At 48.8% G+C, this 17919-nt stretch carries 11 protein-coding genes; all 11 read left to right on the top strand.

Annotated features, from left to right (window positions below; genetic code table 11):
• Nucleotides 1–525: 525 nt before the first annotated feature.
• The 11 genes from PPA03S_RS06020 (at nt 526) to PPA03S_RS05970 (ending at nt 17766) form a co-directional block, all read left to right on the top strand.
• Nucleotides 526–1317, top strand: coding sequence for a hypothetical protein (locus tag PPA03S_RS06020; protein ID WP_062320860.1), 792 nt, complete (start codon nt 526–528; stop codon nt 1315–1317).
• Nucleotides 1318–2022: 705 nt separating this feature from the next.
• Nucleotides 2023–2820 (top strand): hypothetical protein, encoded by a 798-nt coding sequence (locus PPA03S_RS06015; protein WP_062320859.1) that lies wholly within the window; start codon nt 2023–2025, stop codon nt 2818–2820.
• 412 nt (nt 2821–3232) lie between these two features.
• Nucleotides 3233–3442, top strand: coding sequence for a tautomerase family protein (locus PPA03S_RS06010; RefSeq protein WP_062320857.1), 210 nt, complete (start codon nt 3233–3235; stop codon nt 3440–3442).
• A gap of 41 nt (nt 3443–3483) precedes the next feature.
• A complete protein-coding gene (locus PPA03S_RS06005) occupies nt 3484–4416 on the top strand; it encodes an ABC transporter permease (RefSeq protein ID WP_062321266.1) in 933 nt (310 codons plus the stop codon).
• Nucleotides 4417–4428: 12 nt separating this feature from the next.
• Nucleotides 4429–5307, top strand: a complete 879-nt coding sequence (locus tag PPA03S_RS06000; protein ID WP_062320856.1) for a carbohydrate ABC transporter permease — start codon at nt 4429–4431, stop codon at nt 5305–5307.
• A 42-nt stretch (nt 5308–5349) separates the two neighbouring features.
• Nucleotides 5350–6387, top strand: a complete 1038-nt coding sequence (locus PPA03S_RS05995) for a response regulator transcription factor (protein WP_062320854.1) — start codon at nt 5350–5352, stop codon at nt 6385–6387.
• The gene (locus PPA03S_RS05990) at nt 6384–8222 is read left to right on the top strand and encodes a cache domain-containing sensor histidine kinase (RefSeq protein WP_062320851.1); all 1839 of its coding nucleotides are present in this window, start codon (nt 6384–6386) and stop codon (nt 8220–8222) included. The genes PPA03S_RS05995 and PPA03S_RS05990 overlap by 4 nt, the downstream gene beginning before the upstream one ends.
• 37 nt (nt 8223–8259) lie before the next feature.
• Nucleotides 8260–9027 (top strand): SDR family NAD(P)-dependent oxidoreductase, encoded by a 768-nt coding sequence (locus PPA03S_RS05985; protein WP_062321264.1) that lies wholly within the window; start codon nt 8260–8262, stop codon nt 9025–9027.
• Nucleotides 9028–9061: 34 nt separating this feature from the next.
• Nucleotides 9062–11431 carry a DUF4962 domain-containing protein gene (locus PPA03S_RS05980; RefSeq protein WP_062320849.1) on the top strand — a complete coding sequence of 790 codons (2370 nt, stop codon included), beginning with the start codon at nt 9062–9064 and terminating at the stop codon, nt 11429–11431.
• A 361-nt stretch (nt 11432–11792) separates the two neighbouring features.
• Nucleotides 11793–13343 (top strand): extracellular solute-binding protein, encoded by a 1551-nt coding sequence (locus PPA03S_RS05975; protein WP_062320847.1) that lies wholly within the window; start codon nt 11793–11795, stop codon nt 13341–13343.
• A gap of 97 nt (nt 13344–13440) precedes the next feature.
• Entirely contained in the window at nt 13441–17766 is a 4326-nt protein-coding gene (locus tag PPA03S_RS05970; RefSeq protein WP_062320844.1) for an alpha/beta hydrolase fold domain-containing protein, read from the top strand.
• Nucleotides 17767–17919: the final 153 nt, after the last annotated feature.

The raw sequence follows: 17919 nt of genomic DNA, 5'->3' as shown, positions 1-17919 counted from the left end.
GAATATACGTTACTTTCTGCTGTCGCACTCTATATGAGTGCGTGGATTGAAATCGTAAGGGAGACGTTACAGGAAACCCATTCAATGAGTCGCACTCTGGATGAGTGTGTGGATTGAAATGTTAACGAGTACATGAAAGACATGAATTGGAACAGCTCGCACTCTGTATGAGTACGTGGATTAAAAATAACGTTTCTTTTTAAATTTTCTTTGTATGACATTGGGTCTCTACTCTGCTGTATTAAGGATATAGTGAAGATCTCAATGATCATCAAGGGTATTTTCGAATGGAAGTGCAAAGATAGTCGAGATCCATAATGAGGTCTTACCTTTCCTATGCTAAGCATGGATAAGTGGGTAAGACTTTTTTGTTTCAGAGACATAATAAGATCTAGGGAAAAATACGGAAACTGAAATATTGTATTAAATGCAGTATATTTTAAACTATTTTATTAAACAAATAGATTTGACCTATGGTAGAAAAATCAATATAATGTTATTAATTGTAAAATAAGGAGGAAGGGTATGTCGAGGTATTATGATGGATACGGATTAGACTCGACTGTGACACTTCTCAGAATAGCTTATGGTCTTGACAACTGGAGAGAGGTCGTTAAGTTAGGTGAAACACTTTATGAAGAATCACTTCGTATTTATAATTTACAAATGTTGACTAAGGAACAGGACATCGTTGAAATACATACACAGCGGGCAATAGTATATTACATTGGGTATAGTCGTTTGATGCAAGGCATAGCGTATCAAAAACTGTTAGAGTTTGATAAAGCACGGGAATGCGTATTGCAATACAGTGACTTCCAGTGGATTAAATTGACTAATCAAGAGACACTTAATGAAATAGAATTTTATAGTGACATAGCCAAAATCAATTTAATGGTTTTGGATTTACTTGAGGGTAATACTACAAAGCTCGATGAATACGTGGCCTACATTCAAAAGTCAAAAGGTGAGACCATGTCTGGATTATTGACTTTACTTGAAGCCAATCGTTTAAATAATTTACCTATTAAGAAGTTTGAGTATTTATTTGAAGAACATCGTTCGATTAGTGATACTACGTTAATGTCTGATATTGATATCTCTTATTATCTTAAATTTAGTTTTGAGTTAGCGATGTACTATATCCGAAATGATAATGACTCCGATGCAATTGATATCTTACTGAATTGTTTGGCAATATCTCCTAAAATTAATCATAATAAGATAAAATATGTGGCACTTTTTGAAAAAATCAGAGATCAGGCTACACATGCACAGAATAGCTGTTACAAATCTATCTTAGAGGGGATGTTATGATGAAGAAAAGAAATGCTCTAAATATGGTGTATTCAATTGTTTTGGCAACGTTAGTAGCCCTTCCAATTGAGAGTATAATGCAATTATTTAATCATGGCGTTGGCCATTAATTTTTTAATTGAGCTTGATGAATAAAGAGAAAATCCGTCCAAAGTAAATGGATGGATTTTTTATGTTTCTGTGTGATGACTGAACCAGGCCGAGAAAGCGTCTAAGCCTATCGTCCGGTCGCACTCTGTATGGGAGTGCCGGGATTGAAATATTCAAGAGACTGACGCTTAGTGTGACGTTTCAAGCCGCACTCTGTATGGAGTGCGTGAAATAAAATGCTGTAGTATTTGAGCATGGTTCTCACTCACCTGTTGCTCCGTATGAAATGTGTGACCATGGATTAGTAGTGTAAAGGGGTATGCTGCTGCCGCTACTAATGCTGAAGGGGTTAGAATGAATATCAATTATATTAATTTCCTACCCCTAAAAACTGTTAATATTACTGAGGCGAGTGACATTAAAATCAATTTTGACACAAGCCTGATTCTAGTTGAAGGATATGCAACAGTGTATTTGACTGGTGGTTGGTCAAATGCTGATGTGTATTTTGATTGGAAACACTATTTCTAATTTTTGATTATTATTATGGGCGTGTGGCGAATAGCTGCACTTCTTTATTTTAACAAGTTTCATCTCTGCAAAGGAGCCTATTGTATGATTGAAAAAACTCTTTTTAAAGTTAAGAGCAGTTTACTCAATACCCTTTACGTTGATTCAGATCAGGAAGAAGTATTAAAGCAAGAAGTTTATTCGATTCAAAATAATATGGTAACGGTCAGAAGAATCATAGAAAGTGGAGTGGACTTCCACGAAATCCCTTTTGAAGCACAGGATGTGGAACAGATTATTCTTTCTAATGTGGAAGTGCAATTTGCGTTGTACCAATTTTATATGATCTATCACTGTGAGCTTCGAGATTCGAGCAACCAACCTAAGTATGTAGGAGAGCTACACTATTCAGAGTCAGAAGGTCAGCTAAATGAAAAGATCATATTTAAGCTACTTTCGGTCTTTGACTCCTTACGAGTCGCATACAAAACAGGGAAGGTTCATGTCCAAATTACTTTATCAAGTCCAGATTCGATGAAGAAGATTTATAATACCTATCAAATGTTATATAACGAAGCTCGCTTAAATCCATTCATATCGTTTTTTATAAGCAAGGGACAAGGAAAACCTTTGACTCACACTCCTTATGTTACATTTCAGTATCAGCCAAATGTTTCTGAAATTAGTGAGATGGAAGTTAACCAAGAAGAAATGAGATTTATAGAATATATTCAGCAACAGCTAACGTTGTCTCCTTATTTAGTATGTTATTGTGTAGGTTGGAGGGAAGATGAGGTAATGGCCAGTACTGAGATAAAGAAGCTGGCTAAATATTTCTCCAATGTTTTTTTCCTTTCAACAGCCAATATCTTTCTATCCCAAATGCTTATCATAAGTAAATGAGGATGGAGTAGTAACAGACGAGGTGCGAACCCCAAGTTCACACGATTTCCCTGGGAGGTTCGCATCTCGAAATTTGTCGAAAACATCCTTTTCGTGATCTTTTGGCAACATTGGTGTTCTATTTAGGCTTTTTTTTATCACAAATGAAGCTATGATTATTTGGTAATATGTGGTAATTTCTAGATTTTACAACTTTATTACGTGTGTTTTCCTGTCGCACTCTGTATGGAGTGTAATTAATGAGTATTATCCATAAATATGAGGCCCCGTTCGTATGGGGCCTTTTGGTCTTGTTCTCACCTAAAGAAAACACAAGTGAACGAAAAGACAGTCCATTGTTGCCCTTCCACAGGAACGCTAAGATGAAGTTGTAAAAGCGTTTACATTACGTAACGAAGGGAGCTTAACTCGGATGCCAGAAATTACGATCAGGCTGTATGAAGGCAGGACGGATGAGCAAAAGCAGGAGATCGTGGAGGTGTTCACACGCGAGCTATCGCGTATTATCGATCGTGAGCCGGAGTACATTTCCGTTGAATTCAATGAAATCCCATGGGACGAGAACGTTCCTGATAATTTGAGAAGCATGCAGTCACAGAAGCAGGGAGGGGAGAAGACGTGAAGCCGGCAGATATCGCGCCGCCAAGCCGGGGAACAGCAAGAATTAACTCATCTGGTCTGGGTTCTCGTCTCGGAGATGCGGGACGTTATCTGTGGCGATACCGGATACTCTATCTGCTCTCGGTACCGGGCATCCTGTATTTTTTCATCTTCAAATATGTACCCCTGTTCGGCTCGGTCATTGCTTTTCAGAATTACAACATTTTCAAAGGCATCACCGGAAGTGATTGGGTAGGCCTGGAGCATTTCCAGAAGATGTTCAGCCATTATGACTTTTTGCGAATTCTCAATAACACACTTCTGCTCGGACTATATGATCTGGTGATTGCCTTCCCGGTACCGATCTTACTGGCGATTCTGCTGAATGAAGTGCGGATGATTGTGTTCAAGCGTTTGCTGCAAACGATTGTATACATGCCTCACTTTCTCTCCTGGGTCGTCATTAGCGGAATCTTCATGGGTATTTTCTCGATGGATGCCGGTGTGGTGAACAAGGCACTCGAATTTCTGGGGATGCAGCCGATCTACTTTCTTGGAGAAGACTCGTACATTCGTTCCATTCTGATCGGTTCTGGGATCTGGCGCGACTCCGGGTATGGAACGATTATTTTCCTGGCAGCCATTGCGGGCATCAATCCCGATCTGTATGAGGCGGCAGAGGTGGATGGAGCCGGGCGTTTGAAGCAAATATGGTCCATTACCCTGCCGTCCTTGCTGCCGACGATTATGATTCTGCTGCTGCTGCACATTGGGAAGTTCCTCGATCTGGGCTTTGAGCGTGTGTTCGTATTCCTCAATCCGCTCAATCTGGAATCTGGTGAAATTCTCGATACGTACATCTACAAAGCAGGACTTCTCTCACAGCAGTACAGCTATACAACGGCCATCGGGTTGTTCAAGTCGGTCGTGGGTCTGATGCTTATTCTACTCGGTAATTTCTTCAGCAAAAAAACAACCGGCGAAAGCCTGTATTAGGAGGCGAGATAGATGCGTACCCCCAGTGTCCGTTACCGTATATTCCGCATTGGCAATCTCGTTTTTCTTACGCTGCTCTCGTTGACGATGATTCTGCCTTTCATCAATGTGCTGGCTCAATCACTCAGCAGCTCGGAAGCGATCATGGGCGGAAAGGTTAGCTTCTGGCCTGTAGCTTTTACCTGGATCAATTACGAATATGTATTCGGCGATGCTGCCTTCTGGCGGGCCTTTGCGGTATCGGTTGGGGTAACGTTAGTTGGTACGCTGGTCAATCTCGCTGCCACAGCATCACTCGCGTATCCCGTGTCCCGTCCAGAGTACAAGGGTCGCTCTCTTGTTGTCATGTTTGTCCTGATAACCGTTGTATTCTCGGCACCGCTCATTCCGAACTTTATCCTGATGAAGGAGCTGCATCTGGTCAACAATCCACTGGTGCTGATTGTGCCGGGAGCGATTAATGCCTTTAACTTTTTCGTCATGCGCTCGTTCTTCGCACAGCTGCCGGGCGAATTAATCGACGCTGCACGTATTGATGGCTGTGGTGAATTCGGCATCATCTGGCGTATTGTCGTTCCATTATCCAAACCGGCCATGGCATCACTCGGCATTTTCTATGCGGTAGGCCATTGGAATGCCTATTCCACCGCCCTATATTATCTGAATGATCCGGCCTGGTGGCCGATCCAGGTAACCCTCAAGAAGCTGTTTGAAAGTGACGATATTTCCGTCGACCCAGGTTCTGCTGTCTATAGTACTCTTGCACATACATCGCCGGAAGGCATCAAAATGGCAACCATCATCATCGCCACCTTGCCGATAATTATCATTTACCCTTTCCTGCAAAAGCATTTTGTAAAAGGAATCATGGTCGGCTCCGTCAAATCTTAAGTACATGAAGTATACAGATCTGACGGAAACGGGGGAATGGTGATGTTCAGAATCTTGATTACGGACGATGAACCGATGATTCGGATGGGTCTGGCGAAGATGATCAAGCAAGCAGGACTGTTCGACTGTGAGATTCGGCAGGCAGCGCATGGGGAAGAGGCCCTTCAGGTGGTAGAGGCCTTTCGGCCGCACATCCTGTTTACGGATATTCGCATGCCGACGATGGATGGTATTGAGCTGTGTCGACGTTTATCCGAGCAAGGCAGTACGATACGCATTATTGTGGTTTCCGGTTATTCGGACTTTGAATATGCGAGAGCCTGTATGAATTATGGGGTAAAGCGTTATCTGCTCAAGCCTGTGGGACGACAGGAACTTCATGAACTGCTTCTCAAATTGCTGGCGTCAGAAGAGGATAAACCTGCGGTTTCCCTTGTACCGGTGAGGGAGCTGAATGATTGGGCGATGCGTCTGGAAGAGGCCATCTGGGAGTTAAGGCAGTCCGATGTGACAGAGCTGCTCGCAGCATGGTCTGGTCGGTATCCGGCATATTCCTTGATGCCTGAGCAGACAGCGGAGCTTTTTCAGGAACTGCTTGAATTGATTGTGGCCCGAATGAACGCACGTGGCAACGGAACGATGAGTACATCTTGCGAGATAAATGAAAGCGCTTCCTCTAAAGAGTGCTTTGAGGCGCTGGGCAATGAGATCCACATGTTAATGAAGACGATCAAGGAGCGGCGCAGCGGCAAGCCCAAGCATCCCGTGGAAGAAGCAAAAGCCTATCTGGAGAAGCATCTGCGCCGCGAGGTGTCCCTGGATGAGATTGCCGCCAAGCTGGGACTTAACCCGTCCTACTTCAGTCAGCTGTTCAAGCAGACGACAGGCCAAACTTTTATCCAATACCGGATACGCAGCAAAATGGAACTGGCCAAACGCATGCTGGAGCAGCCGGGCAACCGGATTACGGATATTTCCTATGAAGTGGGGTATGCGGATCATCCCCATTTTACGAAGACATTCAAGAAAATTACCGGACTTACACCGTCCGAATACCGCAGTAAGTTGGGCATTGAATGATGAAGCGCAGCCTGTCCATCCGCCTGTTCTTTCATTTTGCCGTCGTGATTACGTTGTCCCTGTCCGCCATTGGTCTGTTCACCTATACCTATGCCTCGACTGAAATGAATGACCAGCTCGCGGACAACATCGCCCAAACGATGCGCAATACGGCATACCAGACCGATCTGTATTTGCAAAATTATGATCGTGCAACCTACTCCATCCTCTCGAACGGAAGTGTGAAGCACTTTCTCGATATGAATTCGGAGGACAGTTATGCCTATTACGAGTACAGCCGTCAGATTAAGACGAACGTGTTTCCGCCTGTTTTTATGTTATATCCACAGATCAAGTTCCTGTATGTTATCGGGGAAAATGGACGCGTTGTCATTGATGACAACCAGAATTCAGCCGGCATACCGGATATCGACGTGGCACAGCAGTATAAGGAGCTGCTGGCTCCAACCCCTGCAAATGGCGAATCGACTTTGCTTACCCGCAGTATTCGTAGTGGACAGAGCGCTAATGTGATTACGATTGCGCGCCGGATCAGAGGGGTGTCCTCCTATACGCCAAACGGGGTGCTGGCGATGGAAGTCAATGTGCTGGAGCTTGACAAGATATGGGGAGAACTCGACCTCGGTCAAGGTGGCTATCAGTATGTGATGGATCAGAACGGAACGGTCATCTACACGCCCGGGGACGAAGAGGCGCAGACGGCGATGCCGTCCAGCACCGTAAACAGGCTTATGCATATGGGGGCAGGGTCAATGGAGCAGAACACGGATGGCACCAAACGGCTGCTCATATCGGAGCTTTCTGCCTATTCAGGCTGGCGCTTTGTCGCTTCCGTGCCGCTGTCGGAGCTGCAAAGACCGATTGCAACGATCCGTTCGGCCACTTTATGGGTTGGTGCAGGAACGCTGCTGGCTGCACTGGTCGTGGCCTACCGGATTGGAGCATCGCAAGTGGAACCCATTCGTGTGCTGATGAACGGAATGAGACAGACGGAGAAGGGAATCTGGAACAAGGTGGAGATGAAGGAAAGGCGCGATGAAATTGGTGTGCTGATCCGCAGCTATAATCTGATGGTCAGCCGCTTGTCGGACATGATTGAGAGTGTATACGAGTCAGAGCTGCGCCGCCAGAAGTCGGAAATCGAGCTTCAGCAGGAGGCGCTGGAACGGCATCGTGCGGAATTTCAGGCGCTTCAGCTGCAGATCAATCCGCATTTTCTCTACAACACCCTGGAAACGATCAAATGTTACGCCGTCGTACAGGACTCCGAAGAGATTGCACAGATGGTAGAATCCATGGCTCATATGCTCCGCTATTCCATTCAGACCAATCTGGAGGAAATTACGGTTGCCAATGAGTTGAAGCACGTGCTGGCCTACCTGTCCATCATGAAACATCGCATGGATCGGGAGCTTGAAGTTGAGGTTATCATTGCGCCGGATCTGCTGCTGGAAAAAATGGTTCGACTCACACTCCAGCCGCTGGTGGAAAATGTGCTGCAACATGCGTTTCCGCGAGGCATGGAGCCCGGTCATTTTATCCGCATCGATGCTCGGCGCCTGGAAGATCGCTTTCTGGTCATCGTTCAGGATAACGGCATGGGCATGAGCGAGGAACGTCTGGAGAAGCTGCGCCGCCGTCTGGAACTGAATCGTCTGGCAGGTGAAGATTCCGATGATGTCTACCATCGCGGAGGCATCGGACTCATGAATGTCCATCGCCGGATTCAGCTGGTATTTGGAGAAACGTACGGCTTGATGATGGAGAGTGAGCAAGGCTTGGGAACGACGATTACGATGGCGCTTCCGGCGGATCAGCACCGCAAGCGGATTTAATTGAAACCATTACCTATACCAAGGAGGAAGATAGATGATGAACATGAATTTAGAGAACAAAATTGCCCTCGTAACAGGTTCCAGTGGAGGGATTGGTGCTGCTATTGCTGGAGCATTGGCTGGTTGCGGAGCAAAGGTCGCTGTGAATGGTCTGCATAATATGGAGCGGGCTGAGGAGGTTGTGGCCGCGATCCGGAATGCTGGAGGTGAAGCAGCGGCATTTCAGGCCGATGTGACCGATACGGATGCGATTTCATCCATGGTAGGGGAGATTACGATGCGCTTCGGCGGCCCGATTAATCTGCTGGTTAACAATGCGGGGCATCTGGTGGAGCGGAGCCCCATTGAAACGATGAGTGAGGAGTTGTACAGCCGGATTATGGATGTGAATCTGAAGAGCGCCGTATTTGTCTCCAAAGCGGTCATTCCTGGCATGAAGGCAGCTGGGGGCGGACGAATTATCAATCTAACCTCGGTAGCAGCCCATAACGGGGGCGGTCCGGGTGCAGCGATTTATGCAGCCTCCAAGGCGGCTGTCATTGCGTTAACGAAAGGTCTTGCCAAAGAGCTTGCTCCTGGCGGGATTACGGTGAATGCTCTCTCCCCGGGATTCATCGGGCAAACGGCGTTCCATGCTACGTTTACCTCGGAGGCAGGGCGAACTTCGGCAGTAAGCAGCATTCCGCTTGGACGGGAAGGGACTCCCGATGATGTCGCAGGAGCGGCGCTGTACCTGTGTTCCGAGCTGGGTTCTTTTATAACCGGAGAAACGATTGAGATCAACGGCGGAATGTATATGCGTTGATGCTACATCATTGCGATAAGGAGGGGACAAAACGATGGAAGTGAAGCGAAAGCTTGCAGAAAGACCGTTGTACCAACCAATCAGCGGGCCGTTCCATGTAGACTATGCACCTGACGAACATACGGTTCTGGCAGAGAACCCACCGAGGTTTACCTGGATGGCGGCACAGCAGGAGGATGAGAATGCCTATGTGCTGCAAGTTTCGACGGGGCCTTCTTTTCAGGAAGAAGAGACGATGACCTTTGCGCCGCTCCCGTATAACTTTTTCACGCCAGACCGGGTGTTTGAGCCTGGGGATTATTATTGGCGATATGCGCTGCTTGTAGATCAACCAGTGCAACAAGGAAGCAAAACCGAAACGGATGTCGTGCTGGAGAAGCCTCAGGAAATGTCGGCATGGAGTGAGGTGAGGCGGTTTACGGTACCAGCGGGATTGCCCGAGACACCGATACCTTCCCGAGCAGAGCGGTACGTTTCCACAGACACGTCTCACCCCCGGCTATGGCTCGGAGAGAGCGGGCTAACGGAACTTGCAGATGCCATTTCGTCAGATGCTACATATTGCGGCTGGGATGCGTTTATGGCAAATTCCGTGGAGCCGTGGGCCAACCGCGAGCCGATCCGTGAACCGCTGCCTTACCCGGAGAACAAACGTGTCGCCGTGCTCTGGAGACAAATGTATATTGACTGTCAGGAAGTGTTATATGCCATTCGTCATCTGAGCATCGCTGGTCGAGTGCTCCGTGACGAACGGCTGCTTGAAGCGGCGAAAACCTGGCTGCTGCATGTGGCGGCTTGGGATACGGAGGGAACGACCTCCCGCGATTATAATGACGAGGCAGCCTTTCGGGTCGCCGCCGCGCTCGCTTGGGGTTATGATTGGCTGCATGATGAGTTGAACAGCGAAGAGCAGGATGCGGTGAGACGCAGTTTGCTGCGGCGGACAGAGCAGGTAGCCCAGCATGTGATGGTCCGTTCGAAGATCCATCATGTGCCTTATGACAGCCATGCGGTGCGTTCATTGTCTTCCGTGCTTGTGCCCTGCTGTATGGCTTTGCTGCATGAGGAGCAGCAGGCTGCAGCGTGGCTGGATTATGCAATCGATTATTATGCCTGTCTGTACTCTCCATGGGGTGGCAGTGATGGAGGTTGGGCCGAAGGTCCAATGTACTGGACAACGGGCATGGCCTATGTGACCGAAGCGATGAATCTGTTGCGAAACTATGCGGGCATCGACTTCTTCCGTCGGCCGTTCTTCCAGCGTACCGGGGATTTTCCACTCTATGTGTACCCGCCCGATGCGCGGCGCGCCAGCTTTGGAGATCAGTCTACGCTGGGTGACCCTGTGAACTTGAAAACAGGCTATCTTGTCCGCCAACTGGCGGGTGTTACAGGCAACCGCTGGTACCAGTGGTACTTTGAGCGTGTGCGCCAATCCGATCCGGGGACAGAGGGGGCTTTTTATAACTACGGTTGGTGGGACTTTAATTTTGACGATCTGGTTTACCGCCATGATTATCCCCAGGTGGAGGAAGAGTCACCCGTAGACATCGAGCCGCTCAAGTGGTTCCGGGATGTGGGATGGGTAGCCATGCATCACCGGATGGATGATCCGGATGAGCATATGATGCTGCTGCTCAAGTCGAGCCGTTACGGCTCCATCAGCCACAGTCATGCGGATCAGAACAGCTTCACTCTGCATGCATTCGGTGAGCCGCTTGCGGCAGATACGGGCTATTATATCGCGCATGGCAGCTCCTTTCATCGGGAATGGCGCAGGCAGACACGCTCCAAGAACAACTTGTTGATCGGTGGAGCAGGTCAGTACGCCGAGAACAACAAGGTGCTGAACATGGCCGCAACCGGACAGATTGAAGATGCCTATTGGCGGAATGGTGATGGTTATGTGCGCGCATTAGCGACTGATGCCTATGCCAGCACCGTACCTCATGTGAAACGTGTTGTACGGGAGATTCATTTTCTGCAATCCTCCTACTTCGTCATTGTGGATCACATTGATCTGGAGAAGCCGGACAGTGTCCAATGGCTGTTCCATGCCCTGCACCCGCTGCAGCTGAAAGGGCAGAGCTTCCGTTTGAACGGGAATAAGGCGGGGCTTGAGGGGACGTTTGTATATGCTTCCTCCGGTGAGTTGGCGCTCAGTCAGACGGATCAATTCGCAGAGGTGGAACTTGCAGAGTACGAAGGGCTGGACAGACATTATCATCTGAGCGCGGAAACGCGGCCTGCCTCAAGTCACAGGATTGTGACTCTGCTTGTACCGTACAAGATCGAGGAACCGAAGTATGTCCCCTATTTCATCGATGACCAGGATCACGGCATTCATCTCTATTTTACCGACAATGGTGTAACGAAGAAGATCGAGGTATCCAAGACGTACTAGATAAGATGAACTGAATATTTACACAAGAACGAAGAGTGCAGAACCCATCTGAAGAAGCGAAGCGTTCGCCTTTATCCCCGGATTTTCCCCTCTGAAAAAGGGAATCAAAAAAATCTGGGGATAACAGCGATCGGAAGAGGGTACTGCAATCGCAGTGGCTGAGTGTAAAGTTTGTACGTTCAATTTATATAGTGCTATATGACTGGATGCTGTGGAATGCTGAGTGCTGACCTAAAGAAAACGCAATCTCATCTAAAACATCCCCATTGTTGCAGGCGGTGGGGATGTTTTATCATCTTTATGAAAGCGCTTCACCGATAAGTGATACCTAAATCTAAATCAGGATGAAAAGAGGGGTAGCATGAAAAAGTGGATGGTCACAGGCATGACGCTATTGCTGGCGGCAACCGTTTTGGCGGGATGCAACAAAGGGAGTGGAGCGGCATCCGGTGAGGGCGGGGAAGACGGCAAAACGAAGTTCTCCATGTCTTTGCGTACGCTGGCCTATACGTATGTAGAGAAGTCGCCGGACATCAACCAGGATAAATGGGTGAAAAAGCTGGAGGATCTGACCAATACGGATCTGAAAATTGTCCTGGTGCCCCATAAGGAATATGAACAGAAAATGGTCCAGATGTTTGCCACCAATGACATTCCTGACGTGGTACAGGGTGACGGCGGTGTCAACGGCAAAGAGATGGCAGGCTCGGTCGAAGCCGGAGTATTTCAGCCGCTGGATGAACTGCTGCAGCAGTACGGGCAGGATTTGCTCAAAGCCGTGCCCAAGGAAGCCTGGGACCAGGTAACCCATGACGGCAAGATCTATGCCATCCCCGAGTATTTATCCAATCCGTCCAGACGGGCAACCTGGATTCGCAAGGATCTGCTGGACAAAACCGGACTACCGGTGCCCACTACGGTCGAGGAGACTATGGAGGTTTTGCGCGCCTTTAAGAAGCTCGGTGTGGAGAATCCGTATATGGGACGGGAAGATTTCAAATATGCAGACACCTTTTTCGGCGCCTATGACGTGCAGCAGTTTCTGTCCATGATGGAGCAGCAGGGCGACCAGGTTGTACCGAAATTTATGGATAACGAGAATATGCAGCAAGCTCTAACGGTCTATAAAACGATGTACGAGGAAGGGCTGATCAACAAAGAGTTCGCGACCATCAATTCCACGGTATTCAAAAATACGATTCTCTCTGGCAAAGCAGGCATGTGGTCCATGAACGCCAACGAATTGATCCAATGGGAGAAGCAGATTAAAGCGTCGGTTCCCGATGCCAAAATCGAGATTATCCCTTCCCCTGTCGGCCCGGACGGAAAGGGCGGTTACTATCTGTACGGGCCAGTGACCCGGGCCTACTTTATTAATAAGGATGCGGCTGATCCGGCTTCCATTATCCGTTTCTTTAACTGGATGGTGTCTGAAGAAGCGGAGAAGTTTTTCACATACGGCACAGAAGGAGAGACCTACACAGAGGATAATGGCGTCATTTCTTACACAGCGCCAACCGACTCCGCTGGTGTGGACGAAGAGCGTTACCGTCAGTCGTTCTTATGGTTCGTACAGGACACGACGTACAATAAAGGCTCGTTATCGTTGACAGAAGAAGGCAGAAAGCTGATGAATATTTACGATACCATTTTAGCCAAAGAAGGCCGGGATGGCATCAACTTTGATCCACGTTTGGAAGCTTTTGTACAGAATCCCGATATTGCGCCCAATTCGGATACACCGCCCCAAGTATTGCTCACGCACATGATCAAGATGGTTTATGGTAAGGAACCGATCTCCGATTGGCCGAAGGTAGTTGAGGAATGGAAATCCAAGGGCGGCGATCAAGCCATCAAGGAGGCTACGGAGAAATTCAAGAAGGGTGAAGGCGTGTCCGCACCGCGTCGCTAACTCTTTAAGCTGAACAATACATTTTACACGATAACAGCGATCGGAAGGTTGTTCTGTCTTCGGAGTGGCAAGTCAGGTGAATACGGAGGGGATACAAGTGAATGACGTGTTCAAAACGTGGAAGAAGCGGGTTGTACGTGTTGCCATGTCTGTCATACTCATTAGCGGTATTACCGTTCCCGTGCATGAAGTCCGGGCGATGGAAGACGCTGTTCCTCATTCCATTTTAAATGTTACGCAGGAAGAAAATATCCCGGATCCGGAAGGTCCAGAGTTGGAAATTTACACGGAAAACTTTGATGACCCGGACAACTTTGGCTCTACAGGCGGAATTGCACTGAGAGCCCCCTGGCTGCAAGAAGGGGGAGGGGGAAGCAAGGCCAAAACGTCATCTTCCACAACCGCACCCTCGCTGCCCAACCTGATCAAGATGGACGGAACCGACGCACTCGCGCTGCCGCTTGATCTGACTGGATACGGAAATATTCGGCTGAGCTACTACACACGCGCCTCGTCCTATATAAGCGGAAGCATCATCATCGAATGGTCGAAGGACGGGGGCAGTTCCTGGGCAATGCTGGAGACATTTGAACTTCCCCCAGGCACTCCAGACCTGAAGAACAAGGAAGGGAATACGCTAAAAAGCTGGACGCTGGGTGCGGAAGCGAACAATAACAGCACGGTAAAAATTCGTTTTCGGACAGGAGATGTCATGCAGGCCAACATGTATATCGACAATGTTGCCATTTACGGTCAGGCTATTCCCGGTGTAACGCCTGCGCCATCCCCAGTGCCGCCTGGAGAGGAGAATACTGAATTTACGCCTCCACCAGGCGTAATTTTATACGAGGATGTGGAGATTGGTACGGCTGGTGGGCGAGCAATCTATTCTTCCATTGCTGTTCCCGAGACAGCGGCAGCTGAACCGATGCCGGTCATGGTCTATATCCACGGAGGTGGATGGAATCACGGGGACCGTAAGCAGGCATTGATCTCCATATGCAATTATGTACTCAAACGTGGTTATATCGGTGTATCTCTGGACTACCGGCTGACGCCTGAAGCGCCTTTCCCTGCCCAGATTCAGGATGTGAAGCTTGCTATCCGATATTTGCGGGCCCATGCAGCCGAGTACAATCTGGATCCGAGTCGTATCGGCGTCTGGGGATCATCTGCGGGCGGCCACCTGGCTGGATTACTCGGAACAACAGGGGACATGGTCGCTGGTGATCCCGTAGTGCTCGATACGGGAGTGACGGTTGAGGCACCTGATCTCGAAGGGTCTGGTGGCTGGCCTGAATATTCCGATAAGGTGCAAGCGGTCGCCGACTGGTACGGACCGGCTGATTTTACGACGACATTTGCCAATAACTACAGCTCGGTCACGGCTCTGCTTGGCGGGCATCGTGCATTTGATGTACCGGAACAGGCCAGACTTGCCATGCCTGGCACGTATGCTTCACCGGATGATCCACCATTCTGGATTCGGCACGGTGATGCTGACGTCACTATTCCCTATACCGACAGTGTTACTTTTGCGGGACAGCTTCAATCTGCGGGTGTCCCGATTGTGGATATGAAAGTCGTACCCGGTCAGGGTCATGGATTTACAGGGATGGCTTCCGAGGTTGCCAATGCGGAGGCATGGGCCTTCCTTGATGAACATGTGAAGAACCGGATTGTTACGGAACCCATTATTTTCAAAAGCAATCCCGAAGACACTTCGCCTGAAGATGAAGGAGTGAATGAAGAAAAACCGTTGATTGAGAAGATCATCGCCAGCAAGCTACCGAGCGACGATGCGGCGATTGATAGCAGCAAGCCTGACCTGAATTTCAATCAGGCCACAGGCTCCAGCACCGGATTACTAAGCATCTCTTCTACTTCATCGACCAAGAAATATGTGTATTTCAAATTCGATCTGACCGAAAATGAGCCTGAAGGAGACCGGTATCGACTACGGATTGCCGCTAAGAAAGGCACATCGAATATCGACACCGAGTTGTCTCTATATGGTTTGGATGCAACGGACTGGAGCGAATCATCGTTAACCTGGTCGAATGCCCCGGTCCAAAGCCTCAGCGAAGATTCGCTGCTTGGCACATTCCAGGTCACGGCAGATCGGAATGGAAGCCCGGCCGTCTATGACGTGGATGTAACTGATTATGTGAAGAGCCGTTCAGGTGTCGGGAAGGTGGCATTTCTGCTCGCAGATGCAGGAGCAACAGGCGTCTCTGTAAACGTATATACCAAGGAAGCCAACGGAACGAGCAATCCGCGTCCACAGTTATCTGTTATTGCTTTAGTCGAAGAGGGCAGTGACACGCAGTCACCGGAATGGGTGCAGGGAGCCGAGTTGGAGATTCGTAACTGGGGAACGGATTTTGCGGAACTGAGATGGCCTGAGGCCATCGATGATACGGGAGTATCTGCCTACCGGATCTATCGGGGTGGAGTTCTGCTGGCTGAACAAGGAAAGCAGTCATTTCGGGACAGCGGACTTGCAGCCGGAACGCCGTATACATTTCAAGTGAGGGCGATTGACGAGGCGGGCCATGTCAGCAGTGCTCTATCAACCGATTTGACCACTCTTGCCGTTCCGATATCCTCCCTGCCTGTGGCTTCCGTCTCGGCAAGCGGCAGCGACGGCAACCTGGCGACCAACACCATCGACAATAACAGCTATACACGCTGGTCTGTTGCCGGAGAGGGGCAGTGGATCACATTTGATCTGGGGCAGGCGCAGCAAGTGGGTTATGTTGGGATTGGTTTTTACAAAGGGAATGTGCGGAAGACTTTCTTTGAGATCGAAACCTCTGTTGACGGTGATCATTGGACCCAGGTATTCAATGGAGAAAGCAACGGGAATACAACAGAAATGCAGGCGTTTGATATCCCGGATACTTCTGCACGTTATGTACGGATCACCGGGCATGGCAATTCCGATTCAAGTATTTATACGAGTCTGACGGATGTGCATCTGTATGCCCCTTTTGCAGGGGGAGGCACGCCTGTTGCCCTGATTCCATACATGGAGCCCCAGCCTCCGGAGGGGACGGTGCCCTTTATCGCTCCAGGTCTGACGGAAACCGATGGCACACCACATGCAGTCCATTCTCCTCATGCTGTAACTGGACGTACGATTGATGTACGGGACTACGGAATTGATATGGCTGATAATACGAGTGATGACCGACCTGCCATTCAGGCCGCTATTGATGAGGCCAATGTCGGTGATGAAGTGTTTTTGCCTGATGGCGTGTACAATTTGTTGTCCGGGCCGGATGGAACTACCAATCTGATGCTCAAATCCGGGGTGAACCTGAGAGGAGAGAGCCGTGAAGGAACGGTACTCAAGACATCGCTGGATCAGGTGACAGGCAGCGCCGTCTTGAAAGCATCGGCTCAGCATAGCATTCTCGTATCCAACATGACCCTAACCTCATCCTGGTCTGGCAGCTACATGACCGATCACAAATCCAACAACCCCTCCGCAGGGGGGCCGGATAGCCTGATTCACATCGCCAACTATGGTGAGGCACCATCGTATGACATTACGATCGATGGCGTGATTGTGGAGAAATTCAAACGAATGGCGATTCGCATCGAACACAGCCGCGATGTTGTTGTGAAGCATGCAACCTTCCGCAATGCAACAGATCTGGGCCCTGGAGGTTCAGGCTATGGCATTTCCATTCAGGGAACGGCCAAGACCGATCGGCTCGGCTTTGACAATGATACGATATGGAATGTGGTGGAGGACAGCACATTTGAGGGTCCTTATCTCAGACATGGAGCGTTGATCCAGTTTGTGGCACATAACAATGTGCTGCGCGGCAATACATTTAACGGAACGAAGCTGGATGCTATTGATCTTCATGGTGAATTGGAGTATTTGAATGAAATCTCCGGTAATGTGATTACGGATGTGCTGACCGGCGCAGGGATTGGACTCGGCAATACAGGGGGGTCAGCACCGAGCAACCACAGCAAGTCGGGTAAAGGAAACTACATTCATGACAACACGATAACAAACAGCCAAATCGGCGTTTCGGTAACCATGGGCACCCCTGATACAGTAATTGAGGATAATCTTATCAAGAATACAACCGCGATTGCAGATGCGGCAGGAATCAAAGTGCTGAACGGACCGGGTACGGTAATTCGAGGCAATGTGATCCGTAACAATACCGCCAGCGGCTACTGGGGCGTGCGGCTTGAGCGCGACAAAGGCGATGCCGGAGCAAGCAATGTTGGCGAAGGGGACCCCGAGAATGTGGTGATTGAAAATAACCGAATTGAAGGTAATACAAACGGAATTGGTCTCTTTGCCGGGCTCGGCATTCTGCTGAAGGCCAACATTCTAAACAACGTGAATGAAGACTATTACAAAGCAGCTGGTGTGACAGTTACCGAGTTATAAAAGATCAGAACAAGTAGCCTAGCAGGCATCAGCCTGATGGGCTACTTGTTGTTCGCTTCATTCCATAGTGGAATAGATGGCCCAAACACGGGCTTACCAGCCGATCAAGGATGCATGGCGAAAAAAAGAATGGAATTTGTACTGCTCGAGGCG

This window comes from Paenibacillus pabuli NBRC 13638 (assembly GCF_001514495.1).
GTDB classification, from domain to species: domain Bacteria; phylum Bacillota; class Bacilli; order Paenibacillales; family Paenibacillaceae; genus Paenibacillus; species Paenibacillus pabuli.
This window is presented reverse-complemented; position numbering and strand designations above follow the sequence as displayed.

Bases quoted from the DNA above. Each gene is read 5' to 3' on its own strand.
- PPA03S_RS06015 (WP_062320859.1), top strand. From the start codon at position 2,023: ATGATTGAAAAAACTCTTTTTAAAGTTAAGAGCAGTTTACTCAATACC.
- PPA03S_RS05995 (WP_062320854.1), top strand. From the start codon at position 5,350: ATGTTCAGAATCTTGATTACGGACGATGAACCGATGATTCGGATGGGT.
- PPA03S_RS05985 (WP_062321264.1), top strand. From the start codon at position 8,260: ATGAACATGAATTTAGAGAACAAAATTGCCCTCGTAACAGGTTCCAGT.
- PPA03S_RS05990 (WP_062320851.1), top strand. From the start codon at position 6,384: ATGATGAAGCGCAGCCTGTCCATCCGCCTGTTCTTTCATTTTGCCGTC.
- PPA03S_RS06000 (WP_062320856.1), top strand. From the start codon at position 4,429: ATGCGTACCCCCAGTGTCCGTTACCGTATATTCCGCATTGGCAATCTC.
- PPA03S_RS05975 (WP_062320847.1), top strand. From the start codon at position 11,793: ATGAAAAAGTGGATGGTCACAGGCATGACGCTATTGCTGGCGGCAACC.
- PPA03S_RS06020 (WP_062320860.1), top strand. From the start codon at position 526: ATGTCGAGGTATTATGATGGATACGGATTAGACTCGACTGTGACACTT.
- PPA03S_RS05980 (WP_062320849.1), top strand. From the start codon at position 9,062: ATGGAAGTGAAGCGAAAGCTTGCAGAAAGACCGTTGTACCAACCAATC.
- PPA03S_RS06010 (WP_062320857.1), top strand. From the start codon at position 3,233: ATGCCAGAAATTACGATCAGGCTGTATGAAGGCAGGACGGATGAGCAA.